Raw genomic sequence first — 18745 nt, forward strand, 5'->3', positions numbered from 1 at the left:
CCGTCATTGCGAGGCACGAAGCAATCCTACAATGATCGCTAGTCAACCCAACGCTTTAAGATTGCTTCGTGCCTCGCAATGACGATTTTTATATTTTCCTAATCACAAACAAACCATCGCGAACAGGTAATATCAGTTTCTCAACCCGTTCATCTGCAGCTATTTTATCATTAAAACTAGTAATATTTCTGGTGTCTTTATCCTGTTTCTCCTGCAGTACTTTTCCACTCCATAATACATTATCCACAATGATAACCCCGCCTGGACGAACGCGATCAAAAATCAGATCGTAGTAAGTGCCATTATTTTTCTTGTCGGCATCGATAAAGACAATATCGAAAACTTCGTCTAAACCCGCTATTGTGGTGGTGGCATCGCCTAAGATATAGTTGATCTGATCATTAAATGCAGATTGTGCAAAGTTACGGTGCACCATATCTTCCAATTCCTCATTAATATCCAGCGTATACAACAGGCCGTCTTTGGTTAAGCCCTCAGCCAGGCATAAAGTAGCATAACCGGTAAAAGTGCCGATTTCTAAAATCCTTTTAGGGGAAATCATTTTGCTCAGCATGCTCAAAACCCGGCCCTGATAGTGGCCAGATAACATGCGGGGCATTAAAACTTTAAGATTGGTTTCGCGGTCTATCTGTTGAAGCAATTCGCTTTCAGGCTCGCAATAGGCAATTAGTAAATCCTGTAAATCGTCGTTTATTAGGCTCATTTGTTGGTTATAAACGGTTACTTTCCATAAAATATTGTAAAATGATGGTTGCGGCAATGGTATCAACCCGATCTTTATCTCTTCTGTCCATTTTTTTTAGGCCACTTTGCATAATGGCCTGATGGGCAAGTTTAGAGGTAAAGCGCTCATCAACCCAATGTCTTGGGATATCGGGGAATGATTTTTTTAGCAGTGTAGCAAAACCCTTTACATGTTGTGCCGAATCAGACGGAGAACCGTCCATCTGTTTCGGATCGCCCAATACAAAAGCCTCCACCTGCTCGGTGAGCATATACTTTTTAACATATTCGATCACATCTTTCGGGTGCACCGTGTCTAGTCCTGTCGCGATAATCTGCAAGGGATCGGTTACCGCGATACCGATGCGTTTTGTTCCATAATCAAATGCGAGGATCCGTGCCATAAAAATAGTTAAGCGTTGGGTGTTTGGCGTAAAGCGTTTAGCTCCGTTTAAAAAATAAAAGCCAAAGGTAAGGTTTTTTAGGAAATGGGTTTTTTAGCAAAAAGGCTTCTTCAGAACCAATCTAAACCCTATTGCAGCGGCATCCCCAAATTAGTTCAATTTGGGATATAGCGGAAAGAGGGGCCGAACCGAACAAAAGCATTACCGGAGCCTGCTTTTCTAAAAAATAAAATGTCGTTTTAATCTAAAAAATACAGATTCTGAAGCAAGTTCAGAATGACGAGGCTGTGAATCTCATATCTATTTCTTATTTTGCACCAAATGCAGTTTAAAGAAATCATCGGACAGGAAAGAGTGAAGCAACAATTGGTGCAAACGGTTAAGGAAAACCGCATTAGCCATGCACAACTGTTTTTGTCGCCTGCCGGTTCTGGCGCTGTACCGCTGGCTATTGCCTACGCACAATACATTAATTGCCTTAACAAAGGCGAAAATGATAGTTGCGGCGAATGTTCGAGTTGTAGAAAATACGAACGGTTAATTCACCCCGACCTACATTTCTCCTATCCTTTTTTTGCTTCTGCAAGTGTAAAAACAGCTGTAGATGTGTTGGAAGAATGGCGGGGTATGTTAATGCATGACCCTTATTTCGATATGGATATCTGGCGTTCTAAACTCGATGCAGCCAATAAACAGGCCAATATTAACATTGCGGAGTGCCACGATATTATTAAAAAACTAAGTTATAAAGCCTTCGAAGCCGAAACCAAGGTTTTAATTATGTGGCTGCCCGAATATTTGGATAAAGCCGGAAATGCGCTGCTTAAATTAATTGAAGAGCCACCCGCAAATACTTTATTTATTTTAATTGCACAAAGCCAGGATCAGATTTTAACCACCATTTTATCCAGAACGCAAATTGTGAAAATCCCAAAACTTTCGTCGGAAGAGGTAACTGGATATTTATTGAATGCGAGGGGATTAAGCGAGCACCAGGCTATTGATTACTCATTTTTGGCGGATGGAAATTTAATTGAGGCAAAAGCACTGGCTGCCGATACGCAAAGTGATAGTTCGGGTACATTTACGGCCTGGTTGAGGATGGGTTTTGGCAACAAAGTTCCCGATCTGATCGAATTTACCGACGAGGCCGCGAAGTGGGGAAGAGAAAACCAGAAGAATTTTTTAAAATACGGCGTAAATTATTTACGCGAATGCTGTTTAATTTTAAGTGGTGCTGAAGAATTGGTGAAATTACCCCCCCTAACCTTCGAAACCGCTAAAAAACTCAGTACACATGTACTTACCTTGCCTATGGCAGAGGCTATAATCGGCGAACTGGAAAAGGCACATTACCACATTGAAAGAAACGCAAACCCGAAAATTCTGTTTTTAGATGTATCTTTACAATTGGTAAAAATTATCAAGTTTAAAACGCTCCCCGCGGGGATTCAATATATATACAATTAATATGGGATGTGGAAGTTGTTCAACAGGTGGTGGTTGTACCCCTAATGGATGCAAAAGTAATGGCTCATGCGGCACCGGTGGTTGCCAAACAATGGAAGTTCACGATTGGCTATCTAATTTGGATATGCCTTCTAATTATAAACCTTTTCAGGTTACAGAAATCAAATTTAAAGGCTCACGCAAAGAGTTTTTCCTTAATAACGATAACATTTACCTCGAAATTGGAGAACTTGTTGCCGTTGAAGGACCAACTGGTGGTTTTGATGTGGGGCACGTTTCGCTTACGGGCGAACTCGTAAGGATCCAGATGAAACGCCGTAAAACGGCGCTCGATCAGGTAACCAAAAAAATCTACCGTAAGGCTACAGAAGCTGATGTAGAAAAATGGAATGCCGCTAAAGGGATGGAATGGGAGACTATGCACAAAGCCCGTAAACTAGCCTTGGATCTTCGTTTACAGATGAAAATCAGTGATGTAGACTATCAGGCCGACAAAACCAAAGCCACTTTCTTTTATACAGCAGATGGACGTGTGGATTTCCGTGAGCTCATTAAAAAAATGGCAGAGAGTTTCCGTATCAGGATTGAAATGCGCCAGATCGGGATGCGTCAGGAAGCTGGCCGTTTAGGCGGAATTGGCTCCTGCGGCAGAGAATTATGCTGCTCAACCTGGTTAACCAACTTCAAAACCGTATCTACTGCTGCGGCGCGTTATCAAAACTTATCACTAAATACTTTAAAGCTTGCAGGGCAATGCGGTAAATTAAAATGTTGTTTAAATTATGAGCTAGATACCTATTTGGATGCTTTAAAAGATATTCCCGATAGAATTGAAAACCTTGATACTGAGGCTGGTTATGCCCGTCACCAAAAAACCGACATTTTCAAAAAAATCATGTGGTTCAGTTACCAGGGTGATGAAAACTGGATTCCTGTTAAAGCTGCGCGTGTAAAAGAGATCATGGCAATGAACAAGGCAGGCAAAAAAGCGCCTAACTTAAAAGAAGAGGCCGTTCAGATTGCTGCGCCAGTTGTAGTAGAAAAACCTTTCGATTATGAAAATGTAGTTGGTCAGGATAGTTTAACCCGTTTAGATGAACGCTCGAGGGGTAAAAACAACCAGAACAAAAACAATAATCAGAAAAACAGCCGCAACAACAACCAAAATAAAAGAGAAAGAATTCCTGCCGGAGAGAAAAATGCAGGCCCTAATAATAAGACTCAGCAACCTCAACAGGGCGCGCAGAAAGCTCAACAAGGCGGCAAACAACAGCCTAACGGACCAAAGCCCCAACAGGCAGTGCCTAAACCACAGCATGTTAATGGGCCAAAACCTCAAAACAATAAGCCAAAACAACAGCAGCCACAAGCACAAAAGCCTGTAGTAAAAGCTGAAGGAAATGTAGCGGCCGAGGGTGTTAAGCCAGAACAGAGCAAAAATAAAAACAGAAATAACCGTAGGAAAAACAATAACCGCCGAAACAATAATAATGGCTCAGAAAATAAACCTGCTGCTGAATAAAAAGCAAATAATTTTGCTTGGCTTTTTATTCATTACTTCGCTATTTGTTGGCTGTACACCCAGCGTAATTAATAGTAATGTAGAAATTGCCAACCGCAGGTGGACCTACCGTAACCATATTTCGACACCGTTTGAGGTTAAGGATAATACTAAGGCCTATAACATTTATTTTAAGCTTAGACATACCGCCGATTATAAATATGCCAATATTTTTATCCTTGCTCATTTTAAAGATGGCAAAAAGATGATCACCCGGCGTTATCAATACAAACTCGCCAAAAATGATGGCGAATGGTTGGGCAGTGGTTCGGGGAATGTATTTAGTTATACCCTTCCGATGTTAACTAACTATCATTTTCCCCGAAATGGTAAGTTTGAGATCGAAATCGAGCAGAATATGCGCGATAATCCACTATTGGAAGTGAGTGATGTAGGGCTTTACGTGGAGGAAGTTAAGTAAACCACTGCTTGGGCCAAAGCAGCCCCGCTCTGATTGGGTTTAGGGGGCTTAAATAGTACAACTGTTAAACGTAAAATAAACCCGGCCGACAGCGTTATCCAGGTTCAAGCATTTTTTCTTTATGGCCTTTTTTATCGGGATCAAGCAAAGGACGGGACTACCGGAACCGTTTATCACAGGCTTTGCTTTCCTTAAAATAAAATCTGTTGCCTTTTATCTGAAAATGAAAATTTTGTGGTGCTTCGCAAGCAGCAATCCCGTTATCCGCTATAGCTCCGATGAAAAATCGGAGGCTGTCGCTTCTACCGGGTTTAGGGTGTTTAAACCGTACTGCTATCAGGGGTAAATAAACCAACTTAGCGCAAGATTCCGTAAATGGATTATAAGTACTGTAATAAACTTTCCAGTTTCATTCCTCTTGACCCTTTTAACAATACCAAATGATTCTGAACGAGGTTTGCCTGCAAATATGCTGCGGCTTCGGCCGGACTTTCGAAAAACATGCCCTTAAAATTGTCTTTAAATGAATAGAAATCCTTCCCGATAAAAATTAGCTGATCTAAACCACTTTCATTTGCCTGTTTCGCAATGAGTTCATGCTGTTCATGAGATTCTGGTCCAAGCTCAAACATATCACCCAAAATGGCAGTCTTTTTATCGGCCGATAATACTGCAATATTTTTCAGTGCAGCGGTCATGCTGCTTGGGTTTGCATTATAAAAATCGCAGATTACGGTATTCTTTTCTGTTTTGGTTAATTGAGAACGGTTGTTTTTCGGCTGATAATTAGATAAACCGGAATTGATTTCATCCGGAGTCATGTCAAAGAAATCGCCAATACAGATTGCAGCAAGAATGTTTTCGAAATTATAACTACCTGTTAAATTGGTTTTAACAGAAGAAGACACGTCATGGTTAGTCCAATCCACTTCGATAAATGGATCACTGCTTTTTAATTCGCCTTTAATGGTATTGCCGTTTTCTGTTCCGTAATAAATAAGTTTGTTTAAGCCTGCAGCGATACTCATTTCAAGCAAGTATGGATTATCTCTATTGATAAAAGTATAACCATGGGTTTCTTTTAAATAGGCATAAAGTTCTGCTTTGCCCTTTTTTACCCCTTCAAATCCGCCGAATCCATCTAAATGTGCCATGCCAACATTGGTAATAATGCCATGTGTGGGCTGAGCAATGGTACAAAGCAGTTCTATTTCCTTTTGGTGGTTTGCTCCCATTTCGATTACCGCAATCTGCACCTCACCGGTGATGGATAAGATAGATAACGGAACACCAATGTGATTGTTTAAATTGCCGAATGTGGCAAAGGTTTTGTATCGTTCTGCTAAAACAGCATTTACCAATTCTTTGCTGGTTGTTTTGCCATTACTGCCCGTTAAACCGATTACCGGGATATTTAATTGTTTGCGGTGATAACGTGCCAGATCCTGCAAAGTGCTTAATACATTTTCAACCAATAGGCATTGACTATTTTTGGCATATTTTTCTTCATCTACAACTGCATAAGCTGCACCTTTTTCAATAGCTTGAGCAGCAAATTCGTTGGCATTAAAAAGATCTCCCTTAAGCGCAAAAAAGATACAACCCGGGCTAATGTTTCTTGTATCGGTAGAAATAACATTGTGCTGTAAGTAATGCTGATAAAGGGTTTCTGTATTTGTCATTTTAAATAGATTGCGGAGGTAAAATTAAGAAACAAGCTCAAATAAAACACTCTTTTTCGAATCTTCACTATTTCTTCATCGATTTTGTAAGAAAAAGTGAGTATATTCATTTACTGATGAGAAAATTTAGGTTTGCTTATCGGTCATTATTAACTTAACTAGACATAAAACATGAAGAAACTATTACAAAGTTTGTTCGTTCTGCTGCTATTTGCATCTATTGCAATGGCGCAGGAAAGAACTGTTGTGGGCACGGTTACATCAAAAGAAGATGGTGCGCCAATCCCGGGGGTAAGTATAAAGGTAATTGGTACCAATATTGGCGTATCAACTGGAGCAGATGGGAAATTTTCTTTAAAAATTTCGTCAGATGCAAAAAGTTTGCAATTCTCTTCATTAGGATTCTCAACACAGACGGTAAACATAGGTGCCTCTAATATAATCAACGTTATATTGCTTACCGATTCAAAAATTTTAGGAGAGGTGGTGGTAACGGCTTTAGGCATAAAAAGAGAGAAACGTACACTCACTTTCTCTACGCAAGAAGTTAGTGGAGGCGCTTTAGTAGACGCGAAAGAAAACAACCTGGTGAATGCGTTAGCTGGTAAAGTGGCGGGCGTTCAGATTACAAATTCAAGCGGTGCGGCAGGAGGATCTTCAAAAATTGTAATTCGAGGTAATACCTCATTAACTGGAGAAAATGGAGCACTTTTTATTCTGGACGGTGTGCCTATCGATAACTCTGAGGCAGGTAATCCTGATGGTGCGCTAAGTGCCGGGGGAACATCCAACCGAGCCATCGATATCGATCCAAATATAATAGAAAGTGTAACTATATTAAAAGGAGCAGCCGCAAGTGCTTTATATGGCGCTGCTGCTGCTAGAGGTGTCGTAATTATTACCACTAAAACAGGAAAGGGAAAACCATCTGTAACCTTAAGTTCTGGTGTAACGTTTGATAACCCTATATTTCCTGAGTTTCAGGACAAGTATGCGCAAGGTAGCAATGGGGTGTATGTTGATGGAAACAATGGTAAACTAAGTTCATCCTCATGGGGGCCACTTATAGATGGGTTAATGGTAAACGGACAGCCCGTAGAGAAACATGATCCAAGAAAGGAATTTTTTAAAACAGGTTTTACAACAGATAATACTTTAGCAGTAAATGGTTCAACGGATAATTCTACTTACCTCGTTTCTTATTCCTATCTAAAAACCAATGGAACGGTACCATCAACAGATTTTGGACGACATTCATTATTCACGAAATTTTCTAATAAAATCACAAAAGATATCACTGTTACGGGACAGTTTAACTATGTTAATTCTGTAAATAACCGTTTGGCTGAAGGTAACGGGTTGGCCAGCCCGTACTGGACTGTTTATGCTGCTCCTATCTCGTGGAACCCATTCCCAACAACAAATCCTGACGGCTCACAACGTGTATACCGGGCGGCAAGGAACAATCCATATTGGCTGGTAGATAATACCAAGTTTGTTTCTGCGGTTAACCGTTTTTTACCGGTACTTACTGTGAGCTACAATCCTTTACCATGGTTAACCATAACCGAACGTGGTGGTGCGGACATTTACAATGATAATAGTAACTACCATGAAGCACCAGGAATAGTAGGTGGCGAATCTGCTGATGGTAAAATGTATAACCGAGAAATAAATTACAAGCAGTTTAATAATGACATTATTGTTGAGGCCAAAAAGAACTTTAATGAAGATTGGTTTGGTAGCATACTTGTAGGGAACAACATTCTAAGCAATTCTCAAAGGAATGTGTTCGATAAAGGAGTAGGCTTATCTGTTACTGATTTTTACAACATCAATAATGCCTCCACTCAAATATCATCTATAAATAATTACACCAAAAGAAAAGTTGGCTATTATGCTCAATTAACAACAGAGTATAAAAGAATGCTATCATTATCATTAACCGGACGTTATGATGGAACTTCAGTATTAAGTCAGGATAAAAACTATTATCCTTACGGCTCTGCCTCTGCAGCCTTTATTTTTACGGAACCACTTCATCTAGAAGATAATGCCATACTGAATTTCGGTAAAATCAGGGTATCGTATTCTTATGTAGGAAATGATAACGTAGGCCCTTATGCTTTAAATACCACTTATGTACACCCTGTAATTTCAAACATAGAATTTCCTTATCAAGGTCAAAACGGATTTTTGCTAACCAATACTTATGGCGATCCAAATCTTAAAAATGAAGGATTAAAAGAGTTTGAAACAGGACTTGAGCTAAAGATGTTTAGAAGTAGATTAAGTATAGAAGCTACTTATTTTGACAAAAAAAGCGTTGATTTAATCACGACTACACCTATTACGCCATCTTCGGGCTTTAATGCAGCTACGATTAATGCGGCAAGTATGTATAATAAAGGAATAGAATTAATTCTAAATGGTACACCTATTAAAACAAAAAACATTACTTGGAATATTGGCCTTAATTTCTCTAAAATCAAAAATGAGGTTACTGAAATTGGTCAAGGACTAGATAATATACAATTTGCAGGTTTTACAAACCCAGGTATTTTTGCCTATAAAAACCAACCATATGGAGTAATATTCGGTTCCAGGTATAAAAGAAATGATAACGGCAAAATGCTGATTGATGATGACGGTTATCCAATTATTGATGACCAACTTGGTGTAATTGGAAATACAACGCCAAAGTGGAATGCAGGTTTGACTACAACTTTCACTTATAAAGGATTGAGCCTGTCTGCAGTATTTGATATGAGGTATGGTGGTGATGTATATAATTTAGATGGCCATTATTTAGATTTTTATGGAACAACCAAAAAAACTGAGGATAGAACAGCAACTAAAATATTTGATGGGATTAGAGAAAGTGATGGTGCGGTAAATACAACTGTAGCAAAGCTTGATCAAGGATATTATCAAAACAATGAAAGTGTAGTTGATGAAACTGGTGTAGAAGATGGTACTTATTATAAATTAAGGCAGGTAACGTTAGCCTATACCTTTAATCCTTCCTTTTTAAAGAGAACGCCGTTTAAAGGATTAAGTATCTCAGCTACTGGCAGAAATTTATGGCTTTACGCACCACATTATACGGGTTCAGACCCAGAGGTGAGCTTGTATGGAACGGGTAATGGGGCAAGTTTTACCAATTTTGTTACGCCAACCAACAGGAGCTATAATTTTGCTATAAAAGTTACTTTTTAATTTCGAAGAACATGAAAATCATATATTATTCAATAACAACTTTATTACTGCTTTCCGTTACCAGCTGTAAGAAATTTCTTGATGTTAATCAAGACCCAAATAATCCAACAATGGTGCAGGAATCGTTGATTTTGTCGCCAATTGAGCTTTATACTACTACGCAAATTGCGGCGGGTTACCCGTCGGTTACTACAGCTTATTGGACACAGCAGCTGGCCTTAAATCAGGAATCGCCAAATATCGACACTTACCGCATTACCCCTACTGATGTAAACAATACCTGGAGTTTTGATCTTTACCCAGCTATCTTTTATAATTTACGTACTATGATTAGTAATGCGGATCAGAAAGGTAACACAGGTTATTCAGGTGTAGGAAAAGTATTACTAGCTTATAATTTAGCTGTTTGTACTGATTTATGGGGAGATGTTCCTTATACACAGGCTTTCCAAGCTTTAAATGGTGTAAAACCAGCATACGATTCTCAAGAAAGCATCTATAAAATTATTCAATCAACCCTTGATGAAGCTATTGCTAAATTGAATACACCTCCTGGAGGCAAACTTGTAGGTTCTGATGATTTTATTTATGGCGGAAATTTAGCTGCGTGGAAAAAGTTTGCCTATACACTTAAGGCACGATACTATCTTCGATTAAGCAAAGCGGCAGGTTACAATGCAGCAACACAAGCAGATCTGGCGCTTACAGCCCTTCAGAATGGTTTTGCTTCAAATGCAGATAATGCTTCTCTAACCTATGCAGGAACGGCGAAAGCTGAAAACCCATGGTATCAGAATACATTACCAGGTGCGGGCGGGGTTGTTTTATCTTCGTATTTAGTTAATATTCTAAAATCAAATAACGATCCAAGACTACCAATAATGGCAAATCAAGGTTCGGGGAGCAACTATATTGGAAGAACAAGTGGTACTGCTGCTGCAACAGACCCAACTATATATGCGACCGTGGGAACATTTTACGGCGGATTTATCGACGGAGATGACAGCGGTGCGGCAGCTCCTGTATTCCTGGCTACTTATTCAGAAGCATTATTTCTTAAAGCGGAGGCAACACTTTATAAATCCGGAGCTGCTGCGGCAACACCAATTTACAGTAGTGCCATTGGAGCCCATATGGATATGCTAAAGGTTGCTACCGCAGACAAGGCTACTTATTTAGCGGCTCACGCAACACTTGATCCAGTTACTCCGTTAAAAACTATAATTGGCGAAAAATATATTGCCGATTTTTTATCTCTTGAAGTCTACAACGACTGGCGTAGAACGGGATATCCAAGTTTATCTGTGGTTCAAAATGCATTTAAGCCTTATATCCCACAGCGCTTTCCTTATCCTTCACAAGAAATCACATCAAATCCACAGCCACAGCAAAGTATTGCTACTTCAACAAAGGTTTGGTGGGCTAATTAGATTTAGTTTTCACATGGCAGTTCGAAATGGCACTGCTTTATGATCTGATTTTATAATAAAATAAGGCTTCCAATAATGGGAGCCTTATTTTTATCCAGAATACGATAGTTAGCCACAAAAATGATATGATATAGGTGTTCAAATCATTTTTATTTTATGTATTATTGGTTAAACTATTATTTTTTCATGAGATACGTTCTGTTCTGCCTTGCTTTATTCATTAATCTAAACGTTTATAGCCAAATACAAAGTCCTGATGATTTTTTGGGCTACCAGTTAGGTTCGCACTTTACCCCGCACCATAAAGTAGCCGATTATTTTAGGCAAACCGCTGCGGCTTCTGATAAAAACATGAAACTGATAGAATACGGTAAAACCAATGAAGGCAGACCCTTAATGGTGGCAGTTGTTTCTTCACCAGAAAACATAATCAAACTCGAACAGATTAGGAACAACAATTTAGTTTTAGCAACGGGCACCACTAATAGTGTCGATTTAACAAACCAGCCCGCTATACTTTGGTTAAGTTATAATGTGCACGGTAATGAGGCAAACTCAACTGAAACCTCTATGAAGATGCTTTATACCTTAGTTTCGGGTAATAATAAACCTGCAACAGAATGGTTAAAAAATACAGTTGTGGTGATTGATCCTTGTTTAAACCCCGATGGAAGAGACCGTTATGTGAATTATTTTAATAGTGTAGTGGGGAAAACCCCCAATTCCGATCCATTATCAAGAGAACACATAGAGCCATGGCCAGGTGGTAGGCCAAATCATTATTATTTCGATTTAAACCGCGATTGGGCCTGGCAAACTCAGGTTGAAAGTCAGCAAAGATTAGCGCTATATAACCAATGGATGCCACAGGTACATGTCGATTTTCACGAGCAAAGTTATAATGAACCTTACTATTTTGCACCAGCTGCAGAGCCTGTTCACCAGGATATTACGCCCTGGCAAAAAAGTTTCCAGATTGTAGTGGGTAAAAACAATGCCAGGTATTTTGATGCAGGAGGCTGGCAATACTTCACCAAGGAACGGTTTGATTTGCTATATCCATCTTATGGCGATACTTATCCTTTATACAATGGATCAATAGGCATGACCTATGAGCAAGGTGGAATTAGGGCCGGATTATCGGTGGTTACCAATGATGGCGATACCTTAACCTTAAAAGACCGCATTGCACATCACTTTACAACAGGAATGTCGACCCTTGAAGTAACTTCCTTAAATCGTCAGAAGTTATTAGAGGAGTATAAAAAATATTTCCAGCAGGGATTAGCCAATAGTCCGGGTGTTTATAAAAGTTATATCATAAAAGCGACTAATTTGTCACGCTTAAAAAAACTGGCTGAACTGCTAACCAAAAATAAAATCGAATTTGCTTTTGGTGGTGATAAAACGGGAAGAGGTTATGACTATGATACGCAAAAGGAAGAAAGTTTCAGCATCGCCCGTAACGATTTAATTGTTAATATTCAGCAGCCAAGGGCAGTTTTGGCGAACGTTTTATTAGAGCCCCAAACTCTTGTAACCGACTCTAATACTTATGATATTACTGCATGGGCCCTACCTTATGTATACGGATTAAAAGGTTATGCCAGTAAAGAAAGTATTAAAGGGAAATATTCAGCAATTGAAGAGGCAAAGATAATCAGTAATGAACTTGAGAAGCCCCTGGCCTGGTTATTTAGCTGGGGAACAGGCGAAGATGTTCAGGTTTTAACGGCACTGCAAAATGAAAATATAAAAGTTAGACAGGCCGATCAGCCATTTGCGGTAAACGGTAAAGACTATCCTGCCGGAACCCTAATTGTGTTGAGGGCAGAAAACGAAAAGCTGATCAAAGGAACGAAAGATAAGGTTGCATCGATCGCCAAAATCTTAAACAGACCAATTCAGGCCATTAGCAGTGGTTTTGTAGAAAAGGGAAAGGATTTTGGCTCTAACGTTTATCCATTGTTAAAACAGCCTAAAATTGCCATTGTATCTGGTATGGAGGTTTCTTCTCTCGCTTTCGGCGAAGCCTGGTTTTTTCTTGAGCATGATCTAAATCTTTCACCAAGCATTATTAATGCCAAGGATCTGAATAACCTGGATATTAATAAGGTAAACACCTTGATTTTGCCCGATGGAAGTTATAGTGCTTTTATAGGGGATGGTTTAACCGCATGGCTAAATAAAGGAGGAAGATTGATTTTGATGGAAGATGCCATCGAAAGCGTATTCGAGAAAAAGGGATTTGATGTTAAAAAGAAGGAAGCCGTTGTAAAAAAGGACGAAAAGCCAGAAGCAAACAAGCTTCTTTTCAAAGATAAGAACAGAGATGATTTCGAAACGACCATACCTGGTGCAATTTATCGCATCAATCTTGACGCTAGTCACCCCTTTTCTTATGGCTTGGGTAAAACTTATTACAGTTTAAAAACAGACCGTAAGATTTATGAGCCCTTGGTTAAAGGTTGGAATGTGGGTTTAATTAACGAAAAAAGTTTAATGGCAGGTGTAGTTGGTAAAAAAGCAAGGGAAGAGCTTAAAACCGGGCTCCTTATCGGCGTACAAGATTTCGGCCGAGGCCAGGTCGTTTATTTGGCTAACGACCCGCTGTTTAGAAACTTCTGGGAGGGTGGGAAAACCTTATTTGGAAATATAATTTTTTGTGGGTATTAACAACCGTACTTGAAAACAGGCGCTGATTACTAGATTTTTAGTTAAAAGTTTAATTAGCATAAAAAAGTTACGCCTGTGAAATGGGCCTCAGGGGGCATTTAAGATGCCATTAGTTAAAAATAGTTAAAATAAATTTGCTTCAGGAGTTAACTAACTCTAATTTAGCATAAATTTTAATACATTAACTAACCTATTTCTACTATGAAAAAACTTCTACAGAGTTTGTTCATCCTCATGTTTTTTACGGTAAACGTAATGGCACAGGATCGAACAATCACAGGAACAGTTATGTCTTCAGAAGACAAGCTACCAATTCCTGGCGTAAGCGTAAAAATTCAGGGTGCCACTGGTGGTACTTCAACTGATGCTAATGGAAAGTACTCCATTAAAATCTCATCGGATGCTAAAACAATCGTATTTTCATCAATTGGCTTTGTATCTCAATCCAAATCCATCGGAGGATCAAATGTAATTGATGCTGTTTTAACAAGCGATTCTAAAACTTTGGGCGAGGTTGTGGTAACCGCCTTGGGCATCCAGCGCAAGAGAAATGAAGTTGCCTACGCAGCGCAGTCTCTTGATGGTACAGCCGTGAGCGAAAACAGATCGCCCAACATCGGAAGCAGTTTATCCGGAAAGGTGTCAGGTTTGGAGATCCGTCAAAATAATACTATGGGTGGCTCCACAAACATTGTTGTACGCGGGGTGAAATCCATCACGGGTAATAACCAGGCACTTTTTGTAGTTGATGGTGTTCCTGTTGCAAATACAAGTATGAACACTACTGGGCAGACCAGTGGCGTTGGTGGTTACGATTATGGTAACCCGGCTTCAGATATTAATCCGGATGATGTTGAAAATATTACGGTATTAAAAGGGGCGGCAGCTTCAGCACTGTATGGTTCCAGGGGTAGCAATGGTGTAATTTTGATCACCACTAAAAAGGGAAAATCTGGCTTAAATATCACCGTTAATGCAGGTATTAATTATTCGATAATTGATAAGTCGACTTTTCCGAAGTATCAAAAGCTATATGGAGGTGGATACGGACCGTATTATGGACCAAATGAAGATTCTTACCTCAATTCGGCTGATATTGACGGAGATGGAAAAGCTGATTTAGTGGTGCCGCTAACCGAGGATGCCTCATACGGAGGGGCCTTTAATCCAAACTTAATGGTTTATCAATGGGATGCTTTTGATCCATCCTCACCAAATTACAAGAAAGCAAGACCTTGGGTTGCTGCAGCGAACGATCCGACAACCTTTTTCGAAAAACCTGTTTCCAATAACCAGAGCATCATGTTAACAAATAGTTATGATAAAGGGACATACAAAGTTGGTTTTAATAGAGATGATCAGAACGGGATACTTCCAAACTCGAGCATTCAAAAAAATGTATTTAATTTCGGGGCAACTTATAATATCACCAGTAAATTAACCGCAGGTGCAGAGGTAAACTACTTCAATGTAGAAGGTAAAGGAAGATATGGAACCGGATATAACGGAAATGGTGTATATAATCCTGCTACTAACTTTAGGCAATGGTGGCAAACCAATGTGGATATTAAAGAACTCGAACAGGCTTATTTAAGAACAGGAAAAAATGTAACCTGGAACTGGTCAGACTTAACTGGAACAAAGCCGATTTATTGGGATAATCCATATTTTTCGCGATATGAAAACTTTGAAACAGATACACGTAACCGTTATCTGGGGAACGTTAATTTAAACTATAAGGTAACTGACTGGTTAAATTTAATGGGCCGTTACTCAATGGATACCTATAATCAGGTACAAGAAGAAAGACAGGCTATTGGGAGTTTAGACGTGCCTTTTTATTCTAAATACCTGGAAGACTATAACGAAAGCAACGTTGATTTTCTGGCGAATTTTGATAAGAATATATCTACTGATCTGAATTTCAAGGGGCTTCTGGGGCTAAATATCAGAAAACAAAGAACACAATCCATGTTTTCGATCACCAATGGAGGGCTAGGTATTCCTGGAATATATTCATTAAGCAATTCATCTAATCCAATTGAAGCGCCAGTTGAACGGGATCTTAACCGGGAAGTTCATGGCTTATTTGCAGGTGCATCATTTACCTATAAAAACATGCTAACTTTAGATGGAACAATTAGAAGAGATGTTTCCTCTACCCTTCCTAAAGGAAATAACGTTTACTACTATCCCTCGGTTTCATTGGGCTATGTCTTTTCAGAAATGCTTAAGGAATACAAATGGCTTTCTTATGGTAAGTTAAGAGCAAATTATGCCGAAGTGGGGTCTGATGCCCCAGTTTATAGTTTACAGGATACCTATTCGTTAATTACGCCAATTGATGGGCGTGCTCAAACGGCGGTTCCAGTCATAAAGAATAATCCTAACTTAAAACCAGAAAAAACAAAAAGTAAAGAGATTGGCCTTGAAGCCTCATTCCTGAATAACAGAGTCGGTATTGATTTTACTTATTATAATGCCAAAACGGTAAATCAGATTATTCCAGTAAGTTTATCTACATCAACAGGGTACAATTCTCAGTATCTAAATTCAGGAAGTGTTGTAAATCAGGGTATAGAACTGTCCTTAAATGGTTCGCCTTTTAAAACGAGTGATTTCGAATGGAAAGTCAATGTAAACTGGACCAAGAATAACAATAAAGTAACCGAGCTATTTAAGGATGCAACCGGTAATGAGGCTCAGAATCTGTTAATTCAAAGTTTTCAAGGGGGAGTGAGTGTAAATGCTACCCTTGGCCAGCCGTATGGAACAATACGAGGGAAAAATTTTGTGTATTTAAATGGAGAGAAGGTTGTTTCGAGCAACGGACGATATGCACAGTCTGAAACCTCAAATGAAGTTATCGGTAATATGAATCCTAAATGGACCGGAGGTATTAATAATAGCTTCAGGTACAAAGATTTCAATTTGAGTTTCCTGATTGATATTAGGCACGGGGGAAGTGTATTCTCTCTTGATCAATACTATGGACTTGCAACTGGTGGATATGTTGAGACAGCCGGGCTAAACGATCTGGGAAATCCTTCGCGGAATGCACTTAATCAGGGAGGTGGCTTTATCAATCCCGGAGTTAAGGCAGATGGAACCCCGAATACTACCAGGGTAACAAATGCTGAGTTTGGATCTTATGGCTACAGGCGTCTGCCTGCTGCAGCGTTTGTATACGATGCCAGCTTTGTGAAATTAAGAGAAGTAGTTTTAGGATATTCATTACCTAAAACATTTGTAAGTAAACTCGGTCCTGTTAAAGGGGTCGATCTTTCTTTAATTGGAAGAAACTTATGGATTATCCACAAGAATCTGCCTAATGCCGATCCAGAAGATGGATTAAGCTTTGGTAACGTTCAGGGATACCAGGTAGGATCTTATCCGAGTGTTAGAAGTTTTGCCTTCAATTTAAAAGTTAGATTTTAATTACGAATAATTATGAAAAAGATATTATTAGCCCTAATAGCAGTGCTATTTATCGGAGCGTGTAAAAAGGATGTAACTACTGTTAACGTAGATCCTAAGCGCCCTTTAAATGTGTCATCTGCCTCTCTGTTTACAAATGCTCAACGTAGGCTTGTAAATACGGTAACCTCATCAAATGTGAATTTAAATATATTCAGATTAATAGAGCAACAATGGCAAGAGACAACATATATAGATGAAAGTCAATATGATTTACAAACCAGAACAATTCCCGATAATTTGTGGAATGCTTTTTACAGAGATGTATTAAAGAATTTTAAAGAGTCAAGAACTATTGCCGCTACCGAAGGGAAATCCGCAGTTGATTTGAAAAATCAGTTGGCCATCACCGATATCATGGAAGTATACAGCTGGTACTACATCTTAACCACATTTGGAGATGTTCCATATTCAGAGGCATTGAATATTGATAATGCGTTTCCTAAATATGATGATGGCTTAACAGCTTTTAAAGATTTACTTAAAAGGTTGGATGCAGACATTGCCGCACTTAATCCAGCCTCAGCCTCTTTAGGTTCGGCAGATGCCATTTATGATGGTGATCCGCAAAGCTGGAAGAAGCTTGCCAACTCATTAAAACTGAAGGTGGCCTTAACCATAGCCGATGCAGATAATGCCACTGCAAAAACAGCAGCAGAGGCCGCGGTTGCTTCGGGAGTTTTTGCCTATTCGGTTGGAGGTGCCAATGTAGATAATGCAAAATACCCTTACACTACCATCACCCCAAATACCAATCCAATTTGGGTTGATCTGGTTCAAAGCGGTCGTTTAGATTTTGTAGCAAACAATACCATTACTACGCAGATGAATACACTCAATGACCCTAGAAGACCTTTTTTCTTCACCTTGGATGCTGACGGAGTATATTCAGGAGGTAATCCAGGAGAAAGTAGTCCTTATGCAAACTTTTCTGCACCTGCAGTTCCCATCACCAAACCAGATTTTCCAGGTTCATTAATTGATGTAGCTGAAGTACAGTTTTTATTGGCGGAAGCTGCCGAAAGAGGATATAGCGTTGGTGGAACAGCAGGGGTATTTTATTCCAATGCTGTTACAGCGTCAATTTTAGACTGGGGAGGAACTTTAGCTAGCGCAACCATCTATTTGGCACAACCGTCTGTTGCCTATGCTACAGCAACAGGTACATGGAGAAAAAAAATTGGTACACAGAAATGGTTAGCCTTATACAATAGAGGTTTAGATGCATGGATTGAAAATAGAAGATTGGATTACCCTCAATTACCCGAAGCGGCAGACGCCCAGACCGATTTTCCGGTAAGATTCACCTATCCTGTTAAAGAGCAGAACGTCAATAACGTGAACAGAGCTGCTGCGGCAACAAAAATTGGCGGAGATAACGTAACCACTAAATTGTTCTGGGATAAATTTTAGAAATCCAGATACAAAGTAATCCCTGTTGATGACAATGTGTCGTCAACAGGGATTTTTTATGAAATTAACGCTTTTTAGTAAAGGTGCAACAACAATTTGTTTTAAGTGAAGTATTGCATCTATACTTGACTGAATGAGGTCAAAAATGCGTCGATTTGCACAAAAGCATTTTCTTTAGGAGCGGCTGAAAGCGCCCCCCCTGGTTCGTCGAAAAAATAAGGCAAATTGTAAGCTCAATATTATTTAAT

11 protein-coding genes are annotated in these 18745 nt (G+C 39.4%); 8 read left to right on the forward strand and 3 right to left on the reverse strand.

Annotation, left to right across the window (positions count from 1 at the left end; all coding sequences use genetic code 11):
• Positions 1-88 precede the first annotated feature (88 nt).
• Together AW17_RS03960 and ruvX are read right to left on the reverse strand one after the other, a co-directional pair.
• A complete protein-coding gene (locus AW17_RS03960; RefSeq protein WP_029274822.1) occupies positions 89-724 on the reverse strand; it encodes an O-methyltransferase in 636 nt (211 codons plus the stop codon).
• Between the two features lie 7 nt (positions 725-731).
• Complete coding sequence (gene ruvX, locus AW17_RS03965) at positions 732-1148, reverse strand: Holliday junction resolvase RuvX (RefSeq protein ID WP_025141594.1); 417 nt, start codon at positions 1146-1148, stop codon at positions 732-734.
• Positions 1149-1469: 321 nt separating this feature from the next.
• Here ruvX and AW17_RS03970 point away from each other — a divergent pair, with 321 nt between their 5' ends.
• From AW17_RS03970 to AW17_RS03980, 3 genes are read left to right on the forward strand one after another with little or no spacing between them, the layout of a single operon-like run.
• Positions 1470-2618, forward strand: a complete 1149-nt coding sequence (locus AW17_RS03970) for a DNA polymerase III subunit (RefSeq protein WP_029274823.1) — start codon at positions 1470-1472, stop codon at positions 2616-2618.
• A gap of 1 nt (position 2619) precedes the next feature.
• A complete protein-coding gene (locus tag AW17_RS03975) occupies positions 2620-4140 on the forward strand; it encodes a PSP1 domain-containing protein (protein WP_029274824.1) in 1521 nt (506 codons plus the stop codon).
• Entirely contained in the window at positions 4109-4600 is a 492-nt protein-coding gene (locus AW17_RS03980; RefSeq protein WP_029274825.1) for a gliding motility lipoprotein GldH, read from the forward strand. The genes AW17_RS03975 and AW17_RS03980 overlap by 32 nt, the downstream gene beginning before the upstream one ends.
• A 380-nt stretch (positions 4601-4980) precedes the next feature.
• On the opposite strand, the gene AW17_RS03990 is transcribed toward AW17_RS03980, so the two are convergent.
• Positions 4981-6282 (reverse strand): UDP-N-acetylmuramoyl-tripeptide--D-alanyl-D-alanine ligase, encoded by a 1302-nt coding sequence (locus AW17_RS03990; RefSeq protein WP_029274827.1) that lies wholly within the window; start codon positions 6280-6282, stop codon positions 4981-4983.
• Between the two features lie 171 nt (positions 6283-6453).
• Here AW17_RS03990 and AW17_RS03995 point away from each other — a divergent pair, with 171 nt between their 5' ends.
• The 5 genes from AW17_RS03995 (at position 6454) to AW17_RS04015 (ending at position 18497) form a co-directional block, all read left to right on the forward strand.
• Positions 6454-9501: a SusC/RagA family TonB-linked outer membrane protein gene (locus AW17_RS03995; protein ID WP_029274828.1), complete on the forward strand. Its 3048-nt coding sequence runs from the start codon at positions 6454-6456 to the stop codon at positions 9499-9501.
• Between the two features lie 11 nt (positions 9502-9512).
• Positions 9513-10931, forward strand: coding sequence for a SusD/RagB family nutrient-binding outer membrane lipoprotein (locus AW17_RS04000; protein WP_029274829.1), 1419 nt, complete (start codon positions 9513-9515; stop codon positions 10929-10931).
• A gap of 186 nt (positions 10932-11117) precedes the next feature.
• Positions 11118-13607 (forward strand): M14 family metallopeptidase, encoded by a 2490-nt coding sequence (locus AW17_RS04005; RefSeq protein WP_029274830.1) that lies wholly within the window; start codon positions 11118-11120, stop codon positions 13605-13607.
• Positions 13608-13808: 201 nt separating this feature from the next.
• Positions 13809-17045 (forward strand): SusC/RagA family TonB-linked outer membrane protein, encoded by a 3237-nt coding sequence (locus AW17_RS04010; RefSeq protein WP_029274831.1) that lies wholly within the window; start codon positions 13809-13811, stop codon positions 17043-17045.
• A 12-nt stretch (positions 17046-17057) separates the two neighbouring features.
• Positions 17058-18497: a SusD/RagB family nutrient-binding outer membrane lipoprotein gene (locus AW17_RS04015; RefSeq protein ID WP_029274832.1), complete on the forward strand. Its 1440-nt coding sequence runs from the start codon at positions 17058-17060 to the stop codon at positions 18495-18497.
• Positions 18498-18745: the final 248 nt, after the last annotated feature.

It is taken from the genome of Pedobacter borealis DSM 19626 (assembly GCF_000708285.2).
GTDB lineage: Bacteria > Bacteroidota > Bacteroidia > Sphingobacteriales > Sphingobacteriaceae > Pedobacter > Pedobacter borealis.

Bases quoted from the DNA above. Each gene is read 5' to 3' on its own strand.
- AW17_RS04000 (WP_029274829.1), top strand. From the start codon at position 9,513: ATGAAAATCATATATTATTCAATAACAACTTTATTACTGCTTTCCGTT.
- AW17_RS03975 (WP_029274824.1), top strand. From the start codon at position 2,620: ATGGGATGTGGAAGTTGTTCAACAGGTGGTGGTTGTACCCCTAATGGA.
- AW17_RS03995 (WP_029274828.1), top strand. From the start codon at position 6,454: ATGAAGAAACTATTACAAAGTTTGTTCGTTCTGCTGCTATTTGCATCT.
- AW17_RS04005 (WP_029274830.1), top strand. From the start codon at position 11,118: ATGAGATACGTTCTGTTCTGCCTTGCTTTATTCATTAATCTAAACGTT.
- AW17_RS04010 (WP_029274831.1), top strand. From the start codon at position 13,809: ATGAAAAAACTTCTACAGAGTTTGTTCATCCTCATGTTTTTTACGGTA.
- ruvX (WP_025141594.1), bottom strand. From the start codon at position 1,148: ATGGCACGGATCCTCGCATTTGATTATGGAACAAAACGCATCGGTATC.
- AW17_RS03990 (WP_029274827.1), bottom strand. From the start codon at position 6,282: ATGACAAATACAGAAACCCTTTATCAGCATTACTTACAGCACAATGTT.
- AW17_RS03970 (WP_029274823.1), top strand. From the start codon at position 1,470: ATGCAGTTTAAAGAAATCATCGGACAGGAAAGAGTGAAGCAACAATTG.
- AW17_RS03980 (WP_029274825.1), top strand. From the start codon at position 4,109: ATGGCTCAGAAAATAAACCTGCTGCTGAATAAAAAGCAAATAATTTTG.
- AW17_RS03960 (WP_029274822.1), bottom strand. From the start codon at position 724: ATGAGCCTAATAAACGACGATTTACAGGATTTACTAATTGCCTATTGC.
- AW17_RS04015 (WP_029274832.1), top strand. From the start codon at position 17,058: ATGAAAAAGATATTATTAGCCCTAATAGCAGTGCTATTTATCGGAGCG.